Source organism: Saccharothrix sp. NPDC042600 (genome assembly GCF_040647305.1).
GTDB lineage: Bacteria > Actinomycetota > Actinomycetes > Mycobacteriales > Pseudonocardiaceae > Actinosynnema > Actinosynnema mutabilis.
Genome location: NZ_JBEZBW010000001.1, coordinates 464,112 through 477,700 on the forward strand (window position 1 = coordinate 464,112; position 13,589 = coordinate 477,700).

Genomic DNA, 13,589 nt, shown 5'->3' on the forward strand with positions numbered 1-13,589 from the left:
TGTCATCGGCCCAGCGGTCCGACGTCGGAGTGGCGACCGGGCAGCCGCGCGGCGTGGCGCTGACCGGGGCCGGGGCCGCCGCGGGCGGCGAGCCGGTCGGCCACCGCCCCGGTCGCGAAGGCGTAGACGGCCTTGTGCAGCAGGTCCACGGCCAGTTCCGGGCGCGGCCAGGTCTGCGGTGGCGCGCCGACGCCGGTGGCGTTCTCCAGGACCTGGTCGTTGGTCAGCCGGACCACGGCGAACATGCCCGAGGCGACCGGACCGCGCAGTCCGGCGTTGGCCATCAGCGCCCGGACGACGCCCAGCACGGCGCCCTGCCCGAAGTGCATGACGAGGTTGTGCGCCCGCGACCGTCGTTCCGGCAGGCCGGTCAGCCGTTCCAGCACCCTGGCGGGCACGTGGGAGTCGGGCCGGCCGGTCACCCGCTGCTCGACCTTCTCCGCGACCGTCATCACCACCACCCCGACGGCTCCGGCGAGCACACCCTGTCCCAACGAGCGCATCAACATGTCCGCCGGATACCCACCGGGCCGAACTCCATGTCACCGAGGGTCGGGAACGGCGGCGACGCTCCACCGCTCGCAGCCCAGCAGCGTCTCGTCGGCCAGGCGGTCCACCAGCCCGGCCGGGTTCCCCGCCTCCCGGAACGCCCGGCGCTGCCGGTCCGCTCCCGTGCCGAACCGGTCCACGGCGGCCAGGAGGCGTTCCACCGACTCCAGATCGCCGCTCGCGCACAACGCGTCGCGCACCACGTGGACGAGCCGGTCCACCAGCAGGCGCGCGGGCACCAAGCGCCCGGAGAACACGTCGAGCGCGCGACCGCCGAGCCCGTCGCGCGCGGCCCGCCAGGACGCCATGCGCAGCAGTTCGGCGGGCACCGGGGAGCCCCGCAGCCCGCGGCCCAGGTCGGCCAGCGCCGTGGTGACCAGTGCGCGCACCAACGCCGCGAACAGCACGGCTTCGTCCACTGTGGACGCCACGTCCGCGATGCGCACCTCGACGGTCGGCAGGTGCGCGGACGGCCGGACGTCCCAGTAGACCATCCTCAGGTCGCGTGCCGCGCCCGCCTCCAGCAGCACGTCGCACGTGCGCCGGTAGTGGTCGAACGACTCGAAGTACGGCGGTGGCCCGGCCGACGGCCAGCGCGACCACACCACCGAGCGCCAGCTCGCGTACCCGGTGTCGCGTCCGCGCGCGATCGCCGAGTTGGCGGTGAGCAGGCTGAGCACCGGCAGCCACGGCCGCACGTGGTTGCACACCTGGACGGCGGTCTCCGCGTCGGGCACGGCGACGTGCACGTGGCACCCGCAGATGGACTGCTCGGCCGCCAACAGTCGGTAGTCGTCCTTGAGCTGTGCGTAGCGCCCCTGGTCGCCGGTGCCGGTCTCCGGGCCGCCGATGGGCGGCGCGCCCACCGCGAGCAGCCGGGCGCCGACCCGCCGCGCCGACTCGGCCGCGACCGCGCGCAGGTCCGACAGTTGCCGCCGCACGTCGCCCAGGTCGTGGCACACGGCCGTCCGGGTCTCGACCTGGGCGGTGGACAGCTCCACGTCCAGCTCCACGCCGAACCGCTCCGCCGCGCACCGCACGACCCGCGGCCCGAGCGGGACGGGGTGCCCGGTGTCGGGCGCGACGACCAGGAACTCCTCTTCGACACCGAGCGTCGGTGGCGGGGACGTCCGCATTGAGGCCCTCCGACCGTGTGAGCGCATGGTCACCGCTTCCCCGAGCGCCGGTGGAAGCGCCGACTGCTTGACGCCTGAATGGTGGAGTACCCGTACGTCCGATTGCCGAACCGCGCAGTCCGGTTACCGAGCGCAGTCACGCGATTTCGAGGAGTGCGGGGTTCGCCCCTCCGATCACGGGTATCCGCCCGCGGAACCGGCCCTGAGCGCCGTCGCCCTCGCCCTCGTCCGAAGGACGCCCATGACGACCTTGAAGCCCACGCCGATCGTCCCGGACGGCGCGGCGCGGCCCCGGCGCAAGGGCTCGGCCCTGCTGCGCCTGTTCGCCACCACCGACCACAAGCTGATCGGGCTGCTCTACCTCACCACCTCGTTCGGGTTCTTCCTGGTCGGCGGGGTGATGGCGTTGCTGATGCGCGGCGAGCTGGCCCGGCCGGGCCTGCAGTTCCTGTCCAACGAGCAGTACAACCAGCTGTTCACCATGCACGGCACGGTGATGTTGCTGCTCTACGCCACCCCGATCGTGTTCGGTTTCGCCAACTTCATCCTGCCGTTGCAGATCGGCTCGCCGGACGTGGCGTTCCCGCGGCTCAACGCCCTGTCGTACTGGCTGTACCTGTTCGGCGGCCTGATCGCGGTCAGCGCGTTCCTCACCCCGGCGGGCGCGCCGGACTTCGGGTGGACCGCCTACACGCCGTTGAGCAGCGCCATCCGCACCCCGGGCGTCGGGGCCGACCTGTGGATCGCGGGCCTGGTCGTCGGTGGTCTGGGCACGATCCTGGGCGCGGTCAACATGATCACCACGGTGATCTGCCTGCGCGCGCCGGGCATGACGATGTTCCGGATGCCGATCTTCACCTGGAACATCTTCATCACCGCCATCCTGGTGCTCATCGCGTTCCCGATCCTGACCGCGGCGCTGCTGGGGCTGCTGGCCGACCGGCACCTGGGGGCGCACGTGTTCGACCCGGCCAACGGCGGGGCGATCCTGTGGCAGCACCTGTTCTGGTTCTTCGGCCATCCCGAGGTCTACATCGTGGCGCTGCCGTTCTTCGGGATCGTCAGCGAGATCTTCCCGGTGTTCAGCCGCAAACCGCTGTTCGGCTACAAGGGACTGGTCTACGCCACGATCGCCATCGCCCTGTACTCGGTGATCGTGTGGGCGCACCACATGTACGCCACGGGCGCGGTGCTGATGCTGTTCTTCTCGCTCACCACGTTCATCATCGCGATCCCGACCGGGATCAAGTTCTTCAACTGGATCGGCACGATGTGGAAGGGCCGGTTGACGTTCGAGTCGCCGATGCTGTTCAGCGTCGGCTTCCTGGTGACGTTCCTGTTCGGCGGCCTGTCGGGCATCCTGCTGGCCTCGCCGCCGATCGACTTCCACGTCACCGACACGTACTTCGTGGTGGCGCACTTCCACTACGTCCTGTTCGGGACGATCGTGTTCGCCACCTACGCGGGCATCTACTTCTGGTTCCCGAAGTGGACCGGTCGGATGCTGGACGAGCGGCTGGGCAAGGTGCACTTCTGGACGACGTTCATCGGCTTCCACCTGACCTTCCTGGTGCACCACTGGCTGGGCAACCAGGGCATGCCCCGCCGGTACGCCGACTACCTGCCCAGCGACCAGTTCACCCACCTCAACACCGTCTCCACGATCGGGTCCTTCGTGCTGGGCGCGTCCACGCTGCCGTTCCTCTACAACGTCTTCCGCAGCTACCGCTTCGGCGACCCGGCCGAGCACGACGACCCGTGGGGCTTCGGGAACTCACTCGAATGGGCGACGTCCTGCCCGCCGCCCCGGCACAACTTCACCGAACTGCCGCGCATCCGCTCCGAGCGGCCGGCGTTCGAACTGCACTACCCGCACATGGTGGAGCGGATGCGCGAGGAGTCCCACTACTCGGTGCTGCGCCGCGACCAACGTGACGTGAAGACCGACCCGACCACCGAGAAGTACCTCGCGCCGACCCGGCGCGAGACCCCCGACGAGGACTAGGCCACCGGACGAGGTGCCCCGTGAACCGACGCCAGGAACGCCGCCGCCTGCGTGAGATCGAGCGCCGGTTCGAAAGCGACGACCCCGTGCTCGCGGCTGCGCTGGCCGGGCCGCGCGTGGCTCCCGGTGGGGTCGAGGCCACTGGGCGTTCGGTGCGGGTGGGCGTGGCGGTGCTGGGGGTGGCGTTGGTGGTGGTCGGGGCCTTGACCCACCTGTTGCTGGTGTTCGCGGGCATCCTGAGCTTGATGACGGCGGCGTGCATGCACGTCTCACGCCCGAACCGGTAGGCGCTGTCCGGGGGCGCGTCTGGTGCGACAGCCCGTCCAGGCGTGCGCTTCGGTCAACGCGACGCACGTCGGACTTCGTTGCGGCAGCGGCTACCGGGTGATGCCCTGGCCGCCCGCCGGCCATCGCTCGACGCGCGAGATCACCTCGGATGCGGCACCGTCGGATCGGTTGGTCGGCTCGGCTCCGGGTAACCGGCCGGAGGACCACGGGGAGGGTCGTGTGAGTGCGCTGGGGCTCATGGTGGCGAGCGGCGAGGCGAACCTGTTGTTCGCGCGCAACCAGATGGCGTTGTCGCTGGGGTGGCACATCGTGTTCGCCTGTTTCGGGATCGCCTTCCCGGCGATCGTGGTGTTCACCGAGTGGCTGGGTCACCGGCGCGGTGACGCGGTGCTGACCGGGTTGGCGCACAGGTGGGCGAAGGCGATGGGTGTGCTGTTCGCGGCCGGCGCGGTGTCGGGCACGCTGCTGTCGTTCGAGATGGGCATCCTGTGGCCGGGGCTGATGGAGCGCTTCGGCGAGGTGTTCGGCTTCCCGTTCGTGCTGGAGGGGTTCGCGTTCTTCGTCGAGGCCATCTTCGTCGGGGTGTACCTGTTCGGGTGGAACCGCCTGTCACCGCGGGCGCACATGCTCAGCGCGTTGCCGATGATCGCCGCCGGCATCGCGGGCGCGTTCTTCGTCGTCTCGGCCAACGCCTGGATGAACAACCCGACCGGGTTCGCGCTGGACGCACAGGGCGACGTGGTGGACGCGCGGCCGTGGGCGGCGATGTTCGGGCCCTCGGCGTGGCCGCAGTTCGTGCACATGTGGTTGGCCGCGTTCATGGTGACCGGGTTCCTGGTCGCCTCGGTGTACGCGGTCGGGATGCTGCGCGGCCGGCGGGACCGCCACCACCGGTTGGGGCTGCTCATCCCGTTGACCGTCGCGGCGATCGCCACCCCGGTGCAGATCGGCGTGGGTGACTGGATCGCCAACACCGTGGCCGACAACCAGCCCGCCAAGCTGGCCGCGATGGAGGGCCAGTACGAGACGACCGCGGGGGCGGGCCTGTCGCTCGGCGGGATCTACCGCGACGACGAGCTGCACTACGCGCTGGAGATCCCCTACGGGTTGTCGCTGCTGATCCACCACGACCCCGACGGCGTGGTCCCCGGCCTGGAGGAGGTGCCCGCCGACCAGCGGCCACCGGTCAACGTCGTGCACCTGGCCTACAACACGATGGTCCTGCTCGGCACCGCGCTGCTGGGCCTGGCCGTCTGGTTCGGCCTGGTGTGGTGGCGTCGCCGGCGGCTGCCGCGCGGTGACTGGTTCCTGCGCGCGGTGGCGGCCTCCGGGGTCGCGGCCGTGGTCGCGATGGAAGCCGGGTGGGTCACCACGGAGGTCGGCCGGCAGCCGTGGATCGTCTACGGGCTCATGCGCACCGCCGACGCGGTCAGCCCGGCCCCTGGGCTGGCCTGGGGGCTTGTGGCGGTGGTCGGGGTCTACACGGCGTTGACGGTGTTCACGGTGGTCGTGCTGCGCCGGCTGGCCCGGGGCCGTGACACGCTCGCGCCGCAGGAGACGCGATGACGCTGGCCGAGGTGGTGCTGGGGGCGGCGTTCGTGGGGCTGGTGGCCTACGCCCTGTTCGGCGGCGCGGACTTCGGCGGGGGCATCTGGGACCTGCTGGCGGGTGGCGGGCGGCGCGGGCAGGCCGTTCGCGAGCGGGTGGAGCGTTCGATCGGGCCGGTGTGGGAGGCCAACCACGTCTGGCTGATCTTCGTGCTGGTGGTGTTGTGGACGGGGTTCTCGGGCGGGTTCGCCGCCGCCGCGACCACCCTCTACATCCCGCTCACGCTCGCGGCGATCGGCATCATCGGGCGCGGCGCGGCCTTCGCCTACCGCAAGAGCGTCGGCGTGGGGGCGATGCGGCGCTGGTTCGGCACGGTGTTCGCGGTGTCGTCGCTGCTGACGCCGTTCTTCTTCGGCGCTGTTGTCGGCGGGGTCGCCTCGGGTCGGGTGCCGCCGGGCATCGCGGCGGGGGACGTGGTGACCAGTTGGGCGAACCCGACGTCCCTGCTCGGCGGCGTCCTGGCCGTGCTGGTGTGCGCTTATCTGGCCGCGGTGTTCCTGTGCGGCGACGCCCGCCGCGACGGCGAACACGACCTGGCCGAGGCGTTCCGCCGCCGCTCGCTGGCCGCGGCGCTGGCCACGGGCGCGGTCGGCTTGGCCGGGATCGCCGTGCTGCGCGCCGACGCGCCCCTGCTGTTCGCGGGGCTGACCGGCCGCGGCCTGCCGGTGGTGGTGCTGTCGGTGGTCGCCGGCCTGACCGCCCTGGCGCTGCTGCTGGCCCGCCGCTACATCGCGGCCCGGATCGCCTCGGGGCTCGCGGTCGCGGCGATCCTGACGGGGTGGGCCGTGGGCCAGTACCCGTACCTGCTGCTGCCGTCACTGACCGTGGACCAGGCCGCCGCCGGCCGCCCCACGCTGCTCGCCCTGCTGGTCGCGCTGTCGGTCGGCACGGTGATCCTGGTGCCTTGCCTGGTCTACCTCTACACGCTGTTCCAGCGCCCTCCCGCGGGCACACCGACACGCCCCTGACCAGCCGGGTGGGAGCCATGGCGGGCTGCACGCTCGGCGACCCCGGGCCGGTGTGAGGCCCGGGGTCGCCGGTGGTGGGTCGGTTGGTCAGGAGTTGTCGGATGCGTGCACGGCGATGATGTTCCTGGTGTCCAGCACGGCGATCGTGCGGTCGGGGAGCAGGACCGGCAGCCACCGGTGCGCGGTCTGCGGGTCCTCGATGTGTGCTCCCATGACGACGCCGCGCAGGAACACGGTCGGGTCGAGCACGTCCGGGTTGAGGTAGGTGACGAGCGCACCGCGCTCGGGACAAGGCGAAATGGCCATGGCGGAGTCCAGTGGGGTTAGATGCCGCGCATCGGCCGGAATGCTCGACGCGGCCTGCCTGTCGCCGTTTCTTCGACGTAGTTCACGGATACCCGCGCCCGCTCGGCGCAACCGTTGCTCGGAATGGCTCAAGTGGAAAGCAGGCGCACCGCCGCCACCGCGTCGGCGACGGTCGGGTGCAACGGCAGCGCGCTGTCGACCTGGCTGACCTGCAACGGCCGCAGCACGGCGCGCCGGTCGGCGACGACGGCGAAGGGGATGCCCAGCCGGGCCGCGCGGTGCCGGGCGTTGATGAGCAACGCGATTCCCGCCGAACCCAGGAAATCCACTTCGCACAGATCCAGCACGACGGACTCCGGTCCGGTTTCGAACACAGCGTCCAATTCGGCCGCGACCGGATCTCTGGAACCGGCGTCGAGCGACCCGGACACGCGGACCAGCGGGATGCCGCCGTTCGCCTCGGTGGCGACCGCGGGGCCACTGTGCTCGGTCATGTGGTTCCTCTCGGGAAGGTTCGTCATCGGGCCGGTCATAGGGACGTGCCCGCCGCGTGCGACAACCGCCGCGCGACACCCACCCTGGCCAGCGGCACACGGTCCGGTCCGGCGAGCACCGCGGCGGTCCAGGCCGCGACCTCGGCAGCCGGGGGCGTCAGGGCGGTGTCGTAGTGGGCGTGGACGAGCAGGTCTTCCCCGCTGTGGGTCTCCACGGCCAGCGACCAGCCGTAGTGCTGGTCCCACAGCAGCGCGACCTCGCGATCGGGCCAATGGGGCAGTCGCGAGTCCAGTGCGATGTAGGCGGTGGCCGGCGGGTCGACGCAGAACTGCTCGCCGCTCAACCCCAGGGCCGCCGACACCTGTCGGACGTAGGCGTGCAGCGCACGAGCGCGCGCGTCGTCGGGATACGGATACATGGTCACCGCTTCCGCGATTCCAATGGAAGCGCCGCCTGTTTGACGCGTGAATCCCGGAATACCCACGCTCACGTCCGCCAAACGGACCCGTGAGGCGGTTCAGGGCTTGGGCTTCTTCTTGCCCTCGGCTTTGCCCGGGTTCGGTTTGTCCGCGATGTCGGTCGGGCGTTCGGTCGCCGGTTCTTGCACGACGGTGGTCGGCGGGGGAGGGGTCGGTGGCGGTGTGGCCGACGGTGTGGTGGAGGCCGGTGCGGTGGTCGAGGTCGCCGGGGGAGTGGGTTCGGCTTCCGGCGTGGTGGGCAGGGCGAGGAAGGCGGTCAGCGCGACGGCCAGTGGGCCGGCCACGGACAGCGCGAAGGCCGGACGGCGCCAGTGGGTCGGTCGACGTGTCTGGACGGGGATGTCGAGGGCGGTGGGCAGTTCCGCGCCGCGCAGGGCTTGGGCGCAGGCGGCGGCGGTGGGGCGGCGTTGCGGGACCAGGGAGGTCATCAGGGCGAGGGTTCGGGTGAGGTCGTCGGGCAGGTGGTCCGGGATGTGCGGTGGCCGGTGCAGGCGGGCGAGCGCGGTTTCGGCTTCGCCGCCGTCGAACTCGCGGTGACCGGTGAGGCATTCGAGCAGGACCAGGCCGAGGGCGTAGATGTCGGTGGCGGGGGTGATGGTGTCGCCGCGGACCTGTTCGGGGGCGAGGTAGGCGGCGGTGCCCATGATCTGGCCGGACCTGGTGAGCTGGGTGCTGTCGGTGAGCCGGGCGAGGCCGAAGTCGGCCAGGTGGGGTCGTGCCTGCTCGTCGAGCAGGATGTTGGCGGGTTTGACGTCGCGGTGCACGATGCCGTGGGCGTGGACGTGGTCCAGCGCGTCGGCCAGTTGTGCCCCCAGTCGTCGGACCGTGCCGGGGTCCATGGGGCCTTCCGCCATGCGTTGGCGCAGTGTGCTGCCGTGGATCAGCTGCATCACGACGAAGGCCACGGGTCCGTCGGTGCCCGCGTCGAACACCGACACCACGCCGGGGTGCTCCAGTCCGGCGAGGGTGTGGACCTCGCGGCGGAAGCGTTGGTGTGTGGCGAGGTCGGTGCCGCCACGCAGGATCTTGACGGCGACCGGGCGGTCGAGCGTGGTGTCCCGGGCTTTGCGGACCTCGCCCATGCCTCCCGCGCCCAACAGTTCCGCCAGCTCGTAGCGGCCGGCGAGCAGTTCGCGACTTGTGGGCACCGACACCTGGTTGGGCCTTCCGTCCGGGAGCACCGCCCGTCCGGGTACCGCCCGGCCGTGGGCCCGAAACACCTGCACTTCGGGACCCCGCAATGCGTGGGTCAGGACAACGGGACCTCGGCCCAGACGGTCTTGGCGCCCGCCAGGACGTGGACGCCCCAGCGGTGCCCGGACAGCGTGTCCACCAGGGTCAGGCCGCGGCCCCGGTTGGAGTTGACGCTGGAGTGGCCCGGTGTGGGCAGGAGGTCGGGGCTGGCGTCGTCGATCTCGACGCGCAGGCGTGCGCCACCGTCGACCCGGAGCAGCCGCAGTCGGCGCGGGCCTCGCGCGTGGTCGTAGGCGTTGGCGACCAGTTCCGAGCAGACGAGCAGCACGTCGTGCAGCGCGTCCTCGGCGATCGAGGCCAGGACGTCGGTCAGCCACTGGCGCAGCCGCGCCAAGGGCGCGGTCGGCGTCGTGAGCACGACGTTGATCCTTGTTTCGAGCGCGTCCCGCAGCGGCATCATCGCGGCCTCCACCACACCCCCAGGCCGCCTTCGTCTGGCCTCTTGGCGACTCCGGCGGCGGATTACCCGTTCTGCGGAGTCCCGAAACGCGGCGGCCGGCTGGTGGTCACGGGGCGTTCACGAGGTATCGCGGCCGACCGGGATCGATCGTTGACACAGGTCAGGACGACCACCACGAGAACCTGTCCCGCCTCATCCCACGCGTCGTCGTGTCGCCGCCGACCGCGTGCAGCGCCTCCTCGACCGTGGCGCACAGGCCCAGCAGCGCCCCCACGTCGGTGATCCGCATCGGCCGCACGACCGTGCGCGCACCGGCCACGACGGCGAACCCGGCACCCGACCGCTCGGCGTGCTCACGCGACTCGACCAGCACCGCGATGCCCATCGACCCGAGCAACGTCACCCCGGCCAGATCGACCACCAGCGCCGCGGGGCGGTCGGCCAAGCAAGCCAGCAGACGCTCCCGCACCTGCTCGCACGTGCCGGTCTCGATCTCACCCCGAACCGCGGCGAACACCACGCCACGACGCTTGGTCACACTCACCGACACCGCCTGCCGTCCCGCACCCTCGCGCACCACACCCTCCTCGGCACCAGGTCCTCGCACGGCGACCCCCACACCGTGGCACCCCCGCGCGCCCTCGCGACACGGCCGTCCGGGCGGTGCTCGCCACCCCAACCCTCGCGGCGCACCCACGCCCGGCTCTGTCCAGTGACCCGGCTACGCCGCCGTTCGGACGCGTCCGGCCGGTGCGTACGAGCGGCCCGCTCGTCCCGCGTCACGCCGTTGTGATGCGCGAGGACGCCCTTCTTCAGGGCATCGTGATCGGCTTGGGTGAGGATGTGGGTATGTCGTCGGCGAACGGACCCCTGGCCGCCATCGACCCCGCGGTGGTCGATGGAGTGGCGGTGCTGCGGGTGACAGGTGAAATCGACCTTTCCAACAGCGACGTCCTGCGCGACACGGCCGTGCGCCTCCTCGACAGTGACGTCGGCTCCCTCGTCCTGGACCTGACCCGGCTGACCTTCTTCGCGTCCGCCGGCATCGGGGCCCTGGTGCACGTCCACGAGCACAACGCGCACGGCTCAGGTGGTCCGATCCATGTAGCTGCGACCGGCCCGGTCCGACGAGCGCTGGAACTGACCGCGATGGACGCGTTGTTCACCCTGCACGACTCGTGCGAACAGGCCCTGGCGGCAGCACGCGGGTAAGGCGAGGTGCCGGCGAACGCGCTGTTCACTCCACGACCGGGTCGTGTGGTTCAAGATCGTTCGTGCAGGCGGCGGCCGATCTCGGCGAGGAGTTCGGCGTCGGAGAGGCTCGCTGGGCTGGGACGCACCGGCCCTGCGGACGCTTCCTCCGCGGTGATCATGCCGGCGGCCACGATGACTTCGAGGAGGGGAGTGTCGAAGTACGCGGCGAGGGCACGTGCCGTGGCGAGGGAGAGGGACTTGCCGTTCCGCCAGTCGGTCAGCCTGCTGCGGTGAACGCGGAGGGCCCGGGTGAGGTCACTGGTGCGCTTTCCGCGTAGGGACAGGTTGTGCTGGATGTAGGACCAGAGTGCCGAAGGTGGTCCTTGGTGGTGGTTCGTCAACGGTCTTCCATTTCGTGTCGTGCTCGTGTTGCTGCTGGGGCGGTTGTCAGTGCGGCGACCTGTGCGTCGAGGGCTGTGTTGGTGTCCGGTGTCGGTGGGGCGATTCCGGGCCGGTGGTGCCAGCCCGCCCGGCGGGCGATGGGCAGCGGATCGGGCAGGGCGGGATCGAGAGAGCGGGCGACGAGCAGCACCGAGCCCGCCTGGACGGTGACGCGCCACGCGCGCAGCACCGTGCGCAGTCGGCGTGGGTCGGGAACCAGATCGCTGATCGTCAACGCGTCCAGGACGACTGGGCGTCCGGGATGTATCAGGCGGCACGGCCGGTGTGGACCGCGACCAGAGACGGCTTCCCAGACCGTGCGTGCGTCGCACGGATTGGCGACCAGCGTCTCCACGTGAGGCCGGTCGCGGGTCAGGGCTTTGGTGGCGGTGGCCAGTCGTTCGTCGGTGACGACGTAGACGACCGGCACGGGCGGGTCGATCTCGGCGAGGGCGACATGTGCCGCGCGGGTGACATCGGCGGCGGGGACGCCGGTCGTCAGGTCGATGACCTGCTCGGCCAGGCCGTGATCGGCCAGCGACCGCAGCGTGTGCTCGCGGTTGGCTTCGATGGTGCGTGCCCGTGTGTCGATGTCCGGGTCGAGGGCGCGGAGCCGTGCGGTTTCCTGCCGGTCGATGGGGCGGCTCATGGTGCCGCCGAGAAGGTGGTTGCGCACCAGGACCGGGTGTGGCCACGACGTGCTGTACGCGTCCTGCGGCGGGGTGGTGTCACTGGTCGTGCGGCCCGGGCGCCGTCGCCACGGCGTCAGCGTCCGCCGTGCCGGGGGCAGCAGTTGCAACTGGCGTCCTTCGGCCCTCCCCAGGCTGGTCAGTCCCTTCTCGCCGGCGTTCGCGAGGGTCGTGAGGATGCGCCGGGTCGTCTCGTTCACTGGAGTGGGTCCTTCGTGCGGGAGGTGGCTGGTGGGCGGCGACGCATGTCGGCGCTGAAGGCGCATCCGGCTCGGTCGAAGCGGTCTCATCGGGTGGGCGCAGGCATCGTTGTGCGCGGCTCACCGGTTGTTCCGGTGTCCATCCGGCGCGGCGGACATGGTCGGCCAAGTCCCGCTCGGCTTCCGGGCCGGTGCGCGCGGCGGCTTCAGATTTCGGAGACCAGCGTTGTTCGGTTAGGACTGTCCGTCGTCTCTGGCCGTGCGGGTACGGAGGGCGGCCAGTCGGCTCTTGGCGGCTTCTACCCCGCGCGTGTCGTTGGCTTGGAAGTAGTACAGATCGGCGTCTTCGAAGTGCCTGCGCGCCTCGGCGGCAGCACCTCGTCCGTGGGCGATGTCGCCACGGGTGAAGGAGATCTGGGCCAGCAGCGCGAAGTCGACGCTGCGGTCCAGCATGGAGGCTGCCACTTCCAATTCGGCAAGTGCTGCTCCGCTGCGTCCCGAGACGAGGAGGGCGTCGGCGAGGGCCATGCGGACGCCGGCTGATTCCCTTCGGCGTCGAGGGTCGTGCTGCAGGTCCGTGACCGCGCTGCGCAGGATCTCGATCGCGCCGGCGATCCTGCCGTCCGCTAGGCGGATTCGGCCGATGTGCCGCTTGCGCAACGCGATCGTGGCGTAGGGCGGCGAGTCGCGACCGTCCGGGCCGACCACCCGCCGCCCCTGGTCCAGGCGCAGGGCGGCCAGGGCGTGGTCCTCGGCGGCGCGGTGGTCGCCCAGCGAGAGGTGGGCGTGGCTGAGGGCGGTCTTGGCCGTGGTGATCGACCACAGGTGGTCGTGTCGGGTGGCCAGCTCCAGCGCGCGCTGCGCCTCGGACAGCGACTCGTGGTACCGGCCGAGGTGGTTGAGCGCCCACGCCACCCGCGACCGGCACCCGCCGGCCACCGGGTGCCCGTCGCGCTCACCCGCCTCCGCACCCAGCCGCTGCAGGGCGAGCAGGTCTTCGTACCGCCGCAAAGTCCGGAACCCGGACCAGCACACTTCGGCGAGCTGCCAGGTCGTCGTCCAGTCCTGACGCAGGTGTGCGGCCTGTTGCGCGGCCAGCAGGGTGTGCCGCTCGCCCTGGATCCACCTCAGCGCCTCCGCCACTGCCGGGAAGGACGCCGTGGGTTCGGACGGGGTGGTGTAGCGGTGCTTGCCGGGGTCGATGAGTTCGCTGACCTCGGCAGCGTGGGCCACCAGGTAGACCTCCACCCGGCGTTGCGCCTCCAGCTCCGCCTCGGTACGCGCGGTGGTCGAGGTGCGGGGAGTGATGCGGCGCAGCCGGAAAGCGTTGATCTTCGGCAGCCGCCAGGTGCCGTGCTCGACGTCATCGACGATGAGCAACCGCTGGACCCGTACGAGATCGACCACCGCGTCGCGCACGGCCGCACTTCCGCGGTCGATGCCCAGCAGAGCAGCCACGGTCCACTCGCTGAAGTCGTCACCGGGGATCAGGTGCAGGCGCTGGGCGAGCAATGCGCTGGTAGACAAGTCGTTCATGAGCACTCCGTGATCGGATGACGCCAGAAGAGCTGTCGATG

Annotated in this window: 16 protein-coding genes; 5 read left to right on the forward strand and 11 right to left on the reverse strand. The window is 71.1% G+C overall.

Going from position 1 to position 13,589, the window contains the following annotated elements; all coding sequences use genetic code 11:
• Positions 1 to 2 precede the first annotated feature (2 nt).
• Both AB0A74_RS01725 and AB0A74_RS01730 read right to left on the reverse strand, forming a co-directional pair.
• Positions 3 to 509, reverse strand: a complete 507-nt coding sequence (locus tag AB0A74_RS01725) for a hypothetical protein (protein ID WP_358246971.1) — start codon at positions 507 to 509, stop codon at positions 3 to 5.
• A 33-nt stretch (positions 510 to 542) separates the two neighbouring features.
• A complete protein-coding gene (locus AB0A74_RS01730; RefSeq protein ID WP_358246972.1) occupies positions 543 to 1,685 on the reverse strand; it encodes a glutamate--cysteine ligase in 1,143 nt (380 codons plus the stop codon).
• Between the two features lie 241 nt (positions 1,686 to 1,926).
• Between AB0A74_RS01730 and ctaD the strand changes: the two genes are divergently transcribed.
• The 4 genes from ctaD to AB0A74_RS01750 all read left to right on the forward strand — a co-directional run bounded on the left by ctaD (position 1,927) and on the right by AB0A74_RS01750 (position 6,554).
• Positions 1,927 to 3,690, forward strand: a complete 1,764-nt coding sequence (gene ctaD, locus AB0A74_RS01735) for a cytochrome c oxidase subunit I (RefSeq protein WP_358246973.1) — start codon at positions 1,927 to 1,929, stop codon at positions 3,688 to 3,690.
• A 20-nt stretch (positions 3,691 to 3,710) separates the two neighbouring features.
• On the forward strand, positions 3,711 to 3,977 hold the full coding sequence (locus AB0A74_RS01740; protein WP_358246974.1) for a DUF3040 domain-containing protein: 267 nt from the start codon (positions 3,711 to 3,713) through the stop codon (positions 3,975 to 3,977).
• 220 nt (positions 3,978 to 4,197) lie between these two features.
• Positions 4,198 to 5,544, forward strand: coding sequence for a cytochrome ubiquinol oxidase subunit I (locus AB0A74_RS01745; protein ID WP_358246975.1), 1,347 nt, complete (start codon positions 4,198 to 4,200; stop codon positions 5,542 to 5,544).
• Positions 5,541 to 6,554: a cytochrome d ubiquinol oxidase subunit II gene (locus tag AB0A74_RS01750; RefSeq protein ID WP_358246976.1), complete on the forward strand. Its 1,014-nt coding sequence runs from the start codon at positions 5,541 to 5,543 to the stop codon at positions 6,552 to 6,554. The genes AB0A74_RS01745 and AB0A74_RS01750 overlap by 4 nt, the downstream gene beginning before the upstream one ends.
• An 87-nt stretch (positions 6,555 to 6,641) precedes the next feature.
• On the opposite strand, the gene AB0A74_RS01755 is transcribed toward AB0A74_RS01750, so the two are convergent.
• The 6 genes from AB0A74_RS01755 to AB0A74_RS01780 all read right to left on the reverse strand — a co-directional run bounded on the left by AB0A74_RS01755 (position 6,642) and on the right by AB0A74_RS01780 (position 10,065).
• Positions 6,642 to 6,860 carry a hypothetical protein gene (locus AB0A74_RS01755; protein WP_358246977.1) on the reverse strand — a complete coding sequence of 73 codons (219 nt, stop codon included), beginning with the start codon at positions 6,858 to 6,860 and terminating at the stop codon, positions 6,642 to 6,644.
• Between the two features lie 128 nt (positions 6,861 to 6,988).
• Positions 6,989 to 7,393 (reverse strand): STAS domain-containing protein, encoded by a 405-nt coding sequence (locus AB0A74_RS01760; RefSeq protein ID WP_358246978.1) that lies wholly within the window; start codon positions 7,391 to 7,393, stop codon positions 6,989 to 6,991.
• Positions 7,390 to 7,773, reverse strand: a complete 384-nt coding sequence (locus tag AB0A74_RS01765; RefSeq protein ID WP_358246979.1) for a DUF6292 family protein — start codon at positions 7,771 to 7,773, stop codon at positions 7,390 to 7,392. Before AB0A74_RS01765 ends, AB0A74_RS01760 begins: the two co-directional genes overlap by 4 nt.
• A gap of 99 nt (positions 7,774 to 7,872) precedes the next feature.
• Positions 7,873 to 8,982 carry a serine/threonine-protein kinase gene (locus AB0A74_RS01770; RefSeq protein WP_358246980.1) on the reverse strand — a complete coding sequence of 370 codons (1,110 nt, stop codon included), beginning with the start codon at positions 8,980 to 8,982 and terminating at the stop codon, positions 7,873 to 7,875.
• Positions 8,983 to 9,083: 101 nt separating this feature from the next.
• On the reverse strand, positions 9,084 to 9,488 hold the full coding sequence (locus AB0A74_RS01775) for an ATP-binding protein (protein WP_358246981.1): 405 nt from the start codon (positions 9,486 to 9,488) through the stop codon (positions 9,084 to 9,086).
• A gap of 160 nt (positions 9,489 to 9,648) precedes the next feature.
• Positions 9,649 to 10,065, reverse strand: a complete 417-nt coding sequence (locus AB0A74_RS01780) for an STAS domain-containing protein (protein ID WP_358246982.1) — start codon at positions 10,063 to 10,065, stop codon at positions 9,649 to 9,651.
• Between the two features lie 215 nt (positions 10,066 to 10,280).
• On the opposite strand from AB0A74_RS01780, the gene AB0A74_RS01785 reads away from it, so the two are divergent.
• Complete coding sequence (locus tag AB0A74_RS01785) at positions 10,281 to 10,700, forward strand: STAS domain-containing protein (RefSeq protein WP_358246983.1); 420 nt, start codon at positions 10,281 to 10,283, stop codon at positions 10,698 to 10,700.
• A 50-nt stretch (positions 10,701 to 10,750) separates the two neighbouring features.
• On the opposite strand, the gene AB0A74_RS01790 is transcribed toward AB0A74_RS01785, so the two are convergent.
• The 3 genes from AB0A74_RS01790 to AB0A74_RS01800 all read right to left on the reverse strand — a co-directional run bounded on the left by AB0A74_RS01790 (position 10,751) and on the right by AB0A74_RS01800 (position 13,548).
• Positions 10,751 to 11,083 carry a helix-turn-helix domain-containing protein gene (locus tag AB0A74_RS01790; protein ID WP_358246984.1) on the reverse strand — a complete coding sequence of 111 codons (333 nt, stop codon included), beginning with the start codon at positions 11,081 to 11,083 and terminating at the stop codon, positions 10,751 to 10,753.
• Positions 11,080 to 12,012, reverse strand: coding sequence for an SAM-dependent methyltransferase (locus tag AB0A74_RS01795; RefSeq protein ID WP_358246985.1), 933 nt, complete (start codon positions 12,010 to 12,012; stop codon positions 11,080 to 11,082). The genes AB0A74_RS01790 and AB0A74_RS01795 overlap by 4 nt, the downstream gene beginning before the upstream one ends.
• Positions 12,013 to 12,246: 234 nt before the next feature.
• Positions 12,247 to 13,548 carry a tetratricopeptide repeat protein gene (locus tag AB0A74_RS01800; protein ID WP_358246986.1) on the reverse strand — a complete coding sequence of 434 codons (1,302 nt, stop codon included), beginning with the start codon at positions 13,546 to 13,548 and terminating at the stop codon, positions 12,247 to 12,249.
• Positions 13,549 to 13,589: the final 41 nt, after the last annotated feature.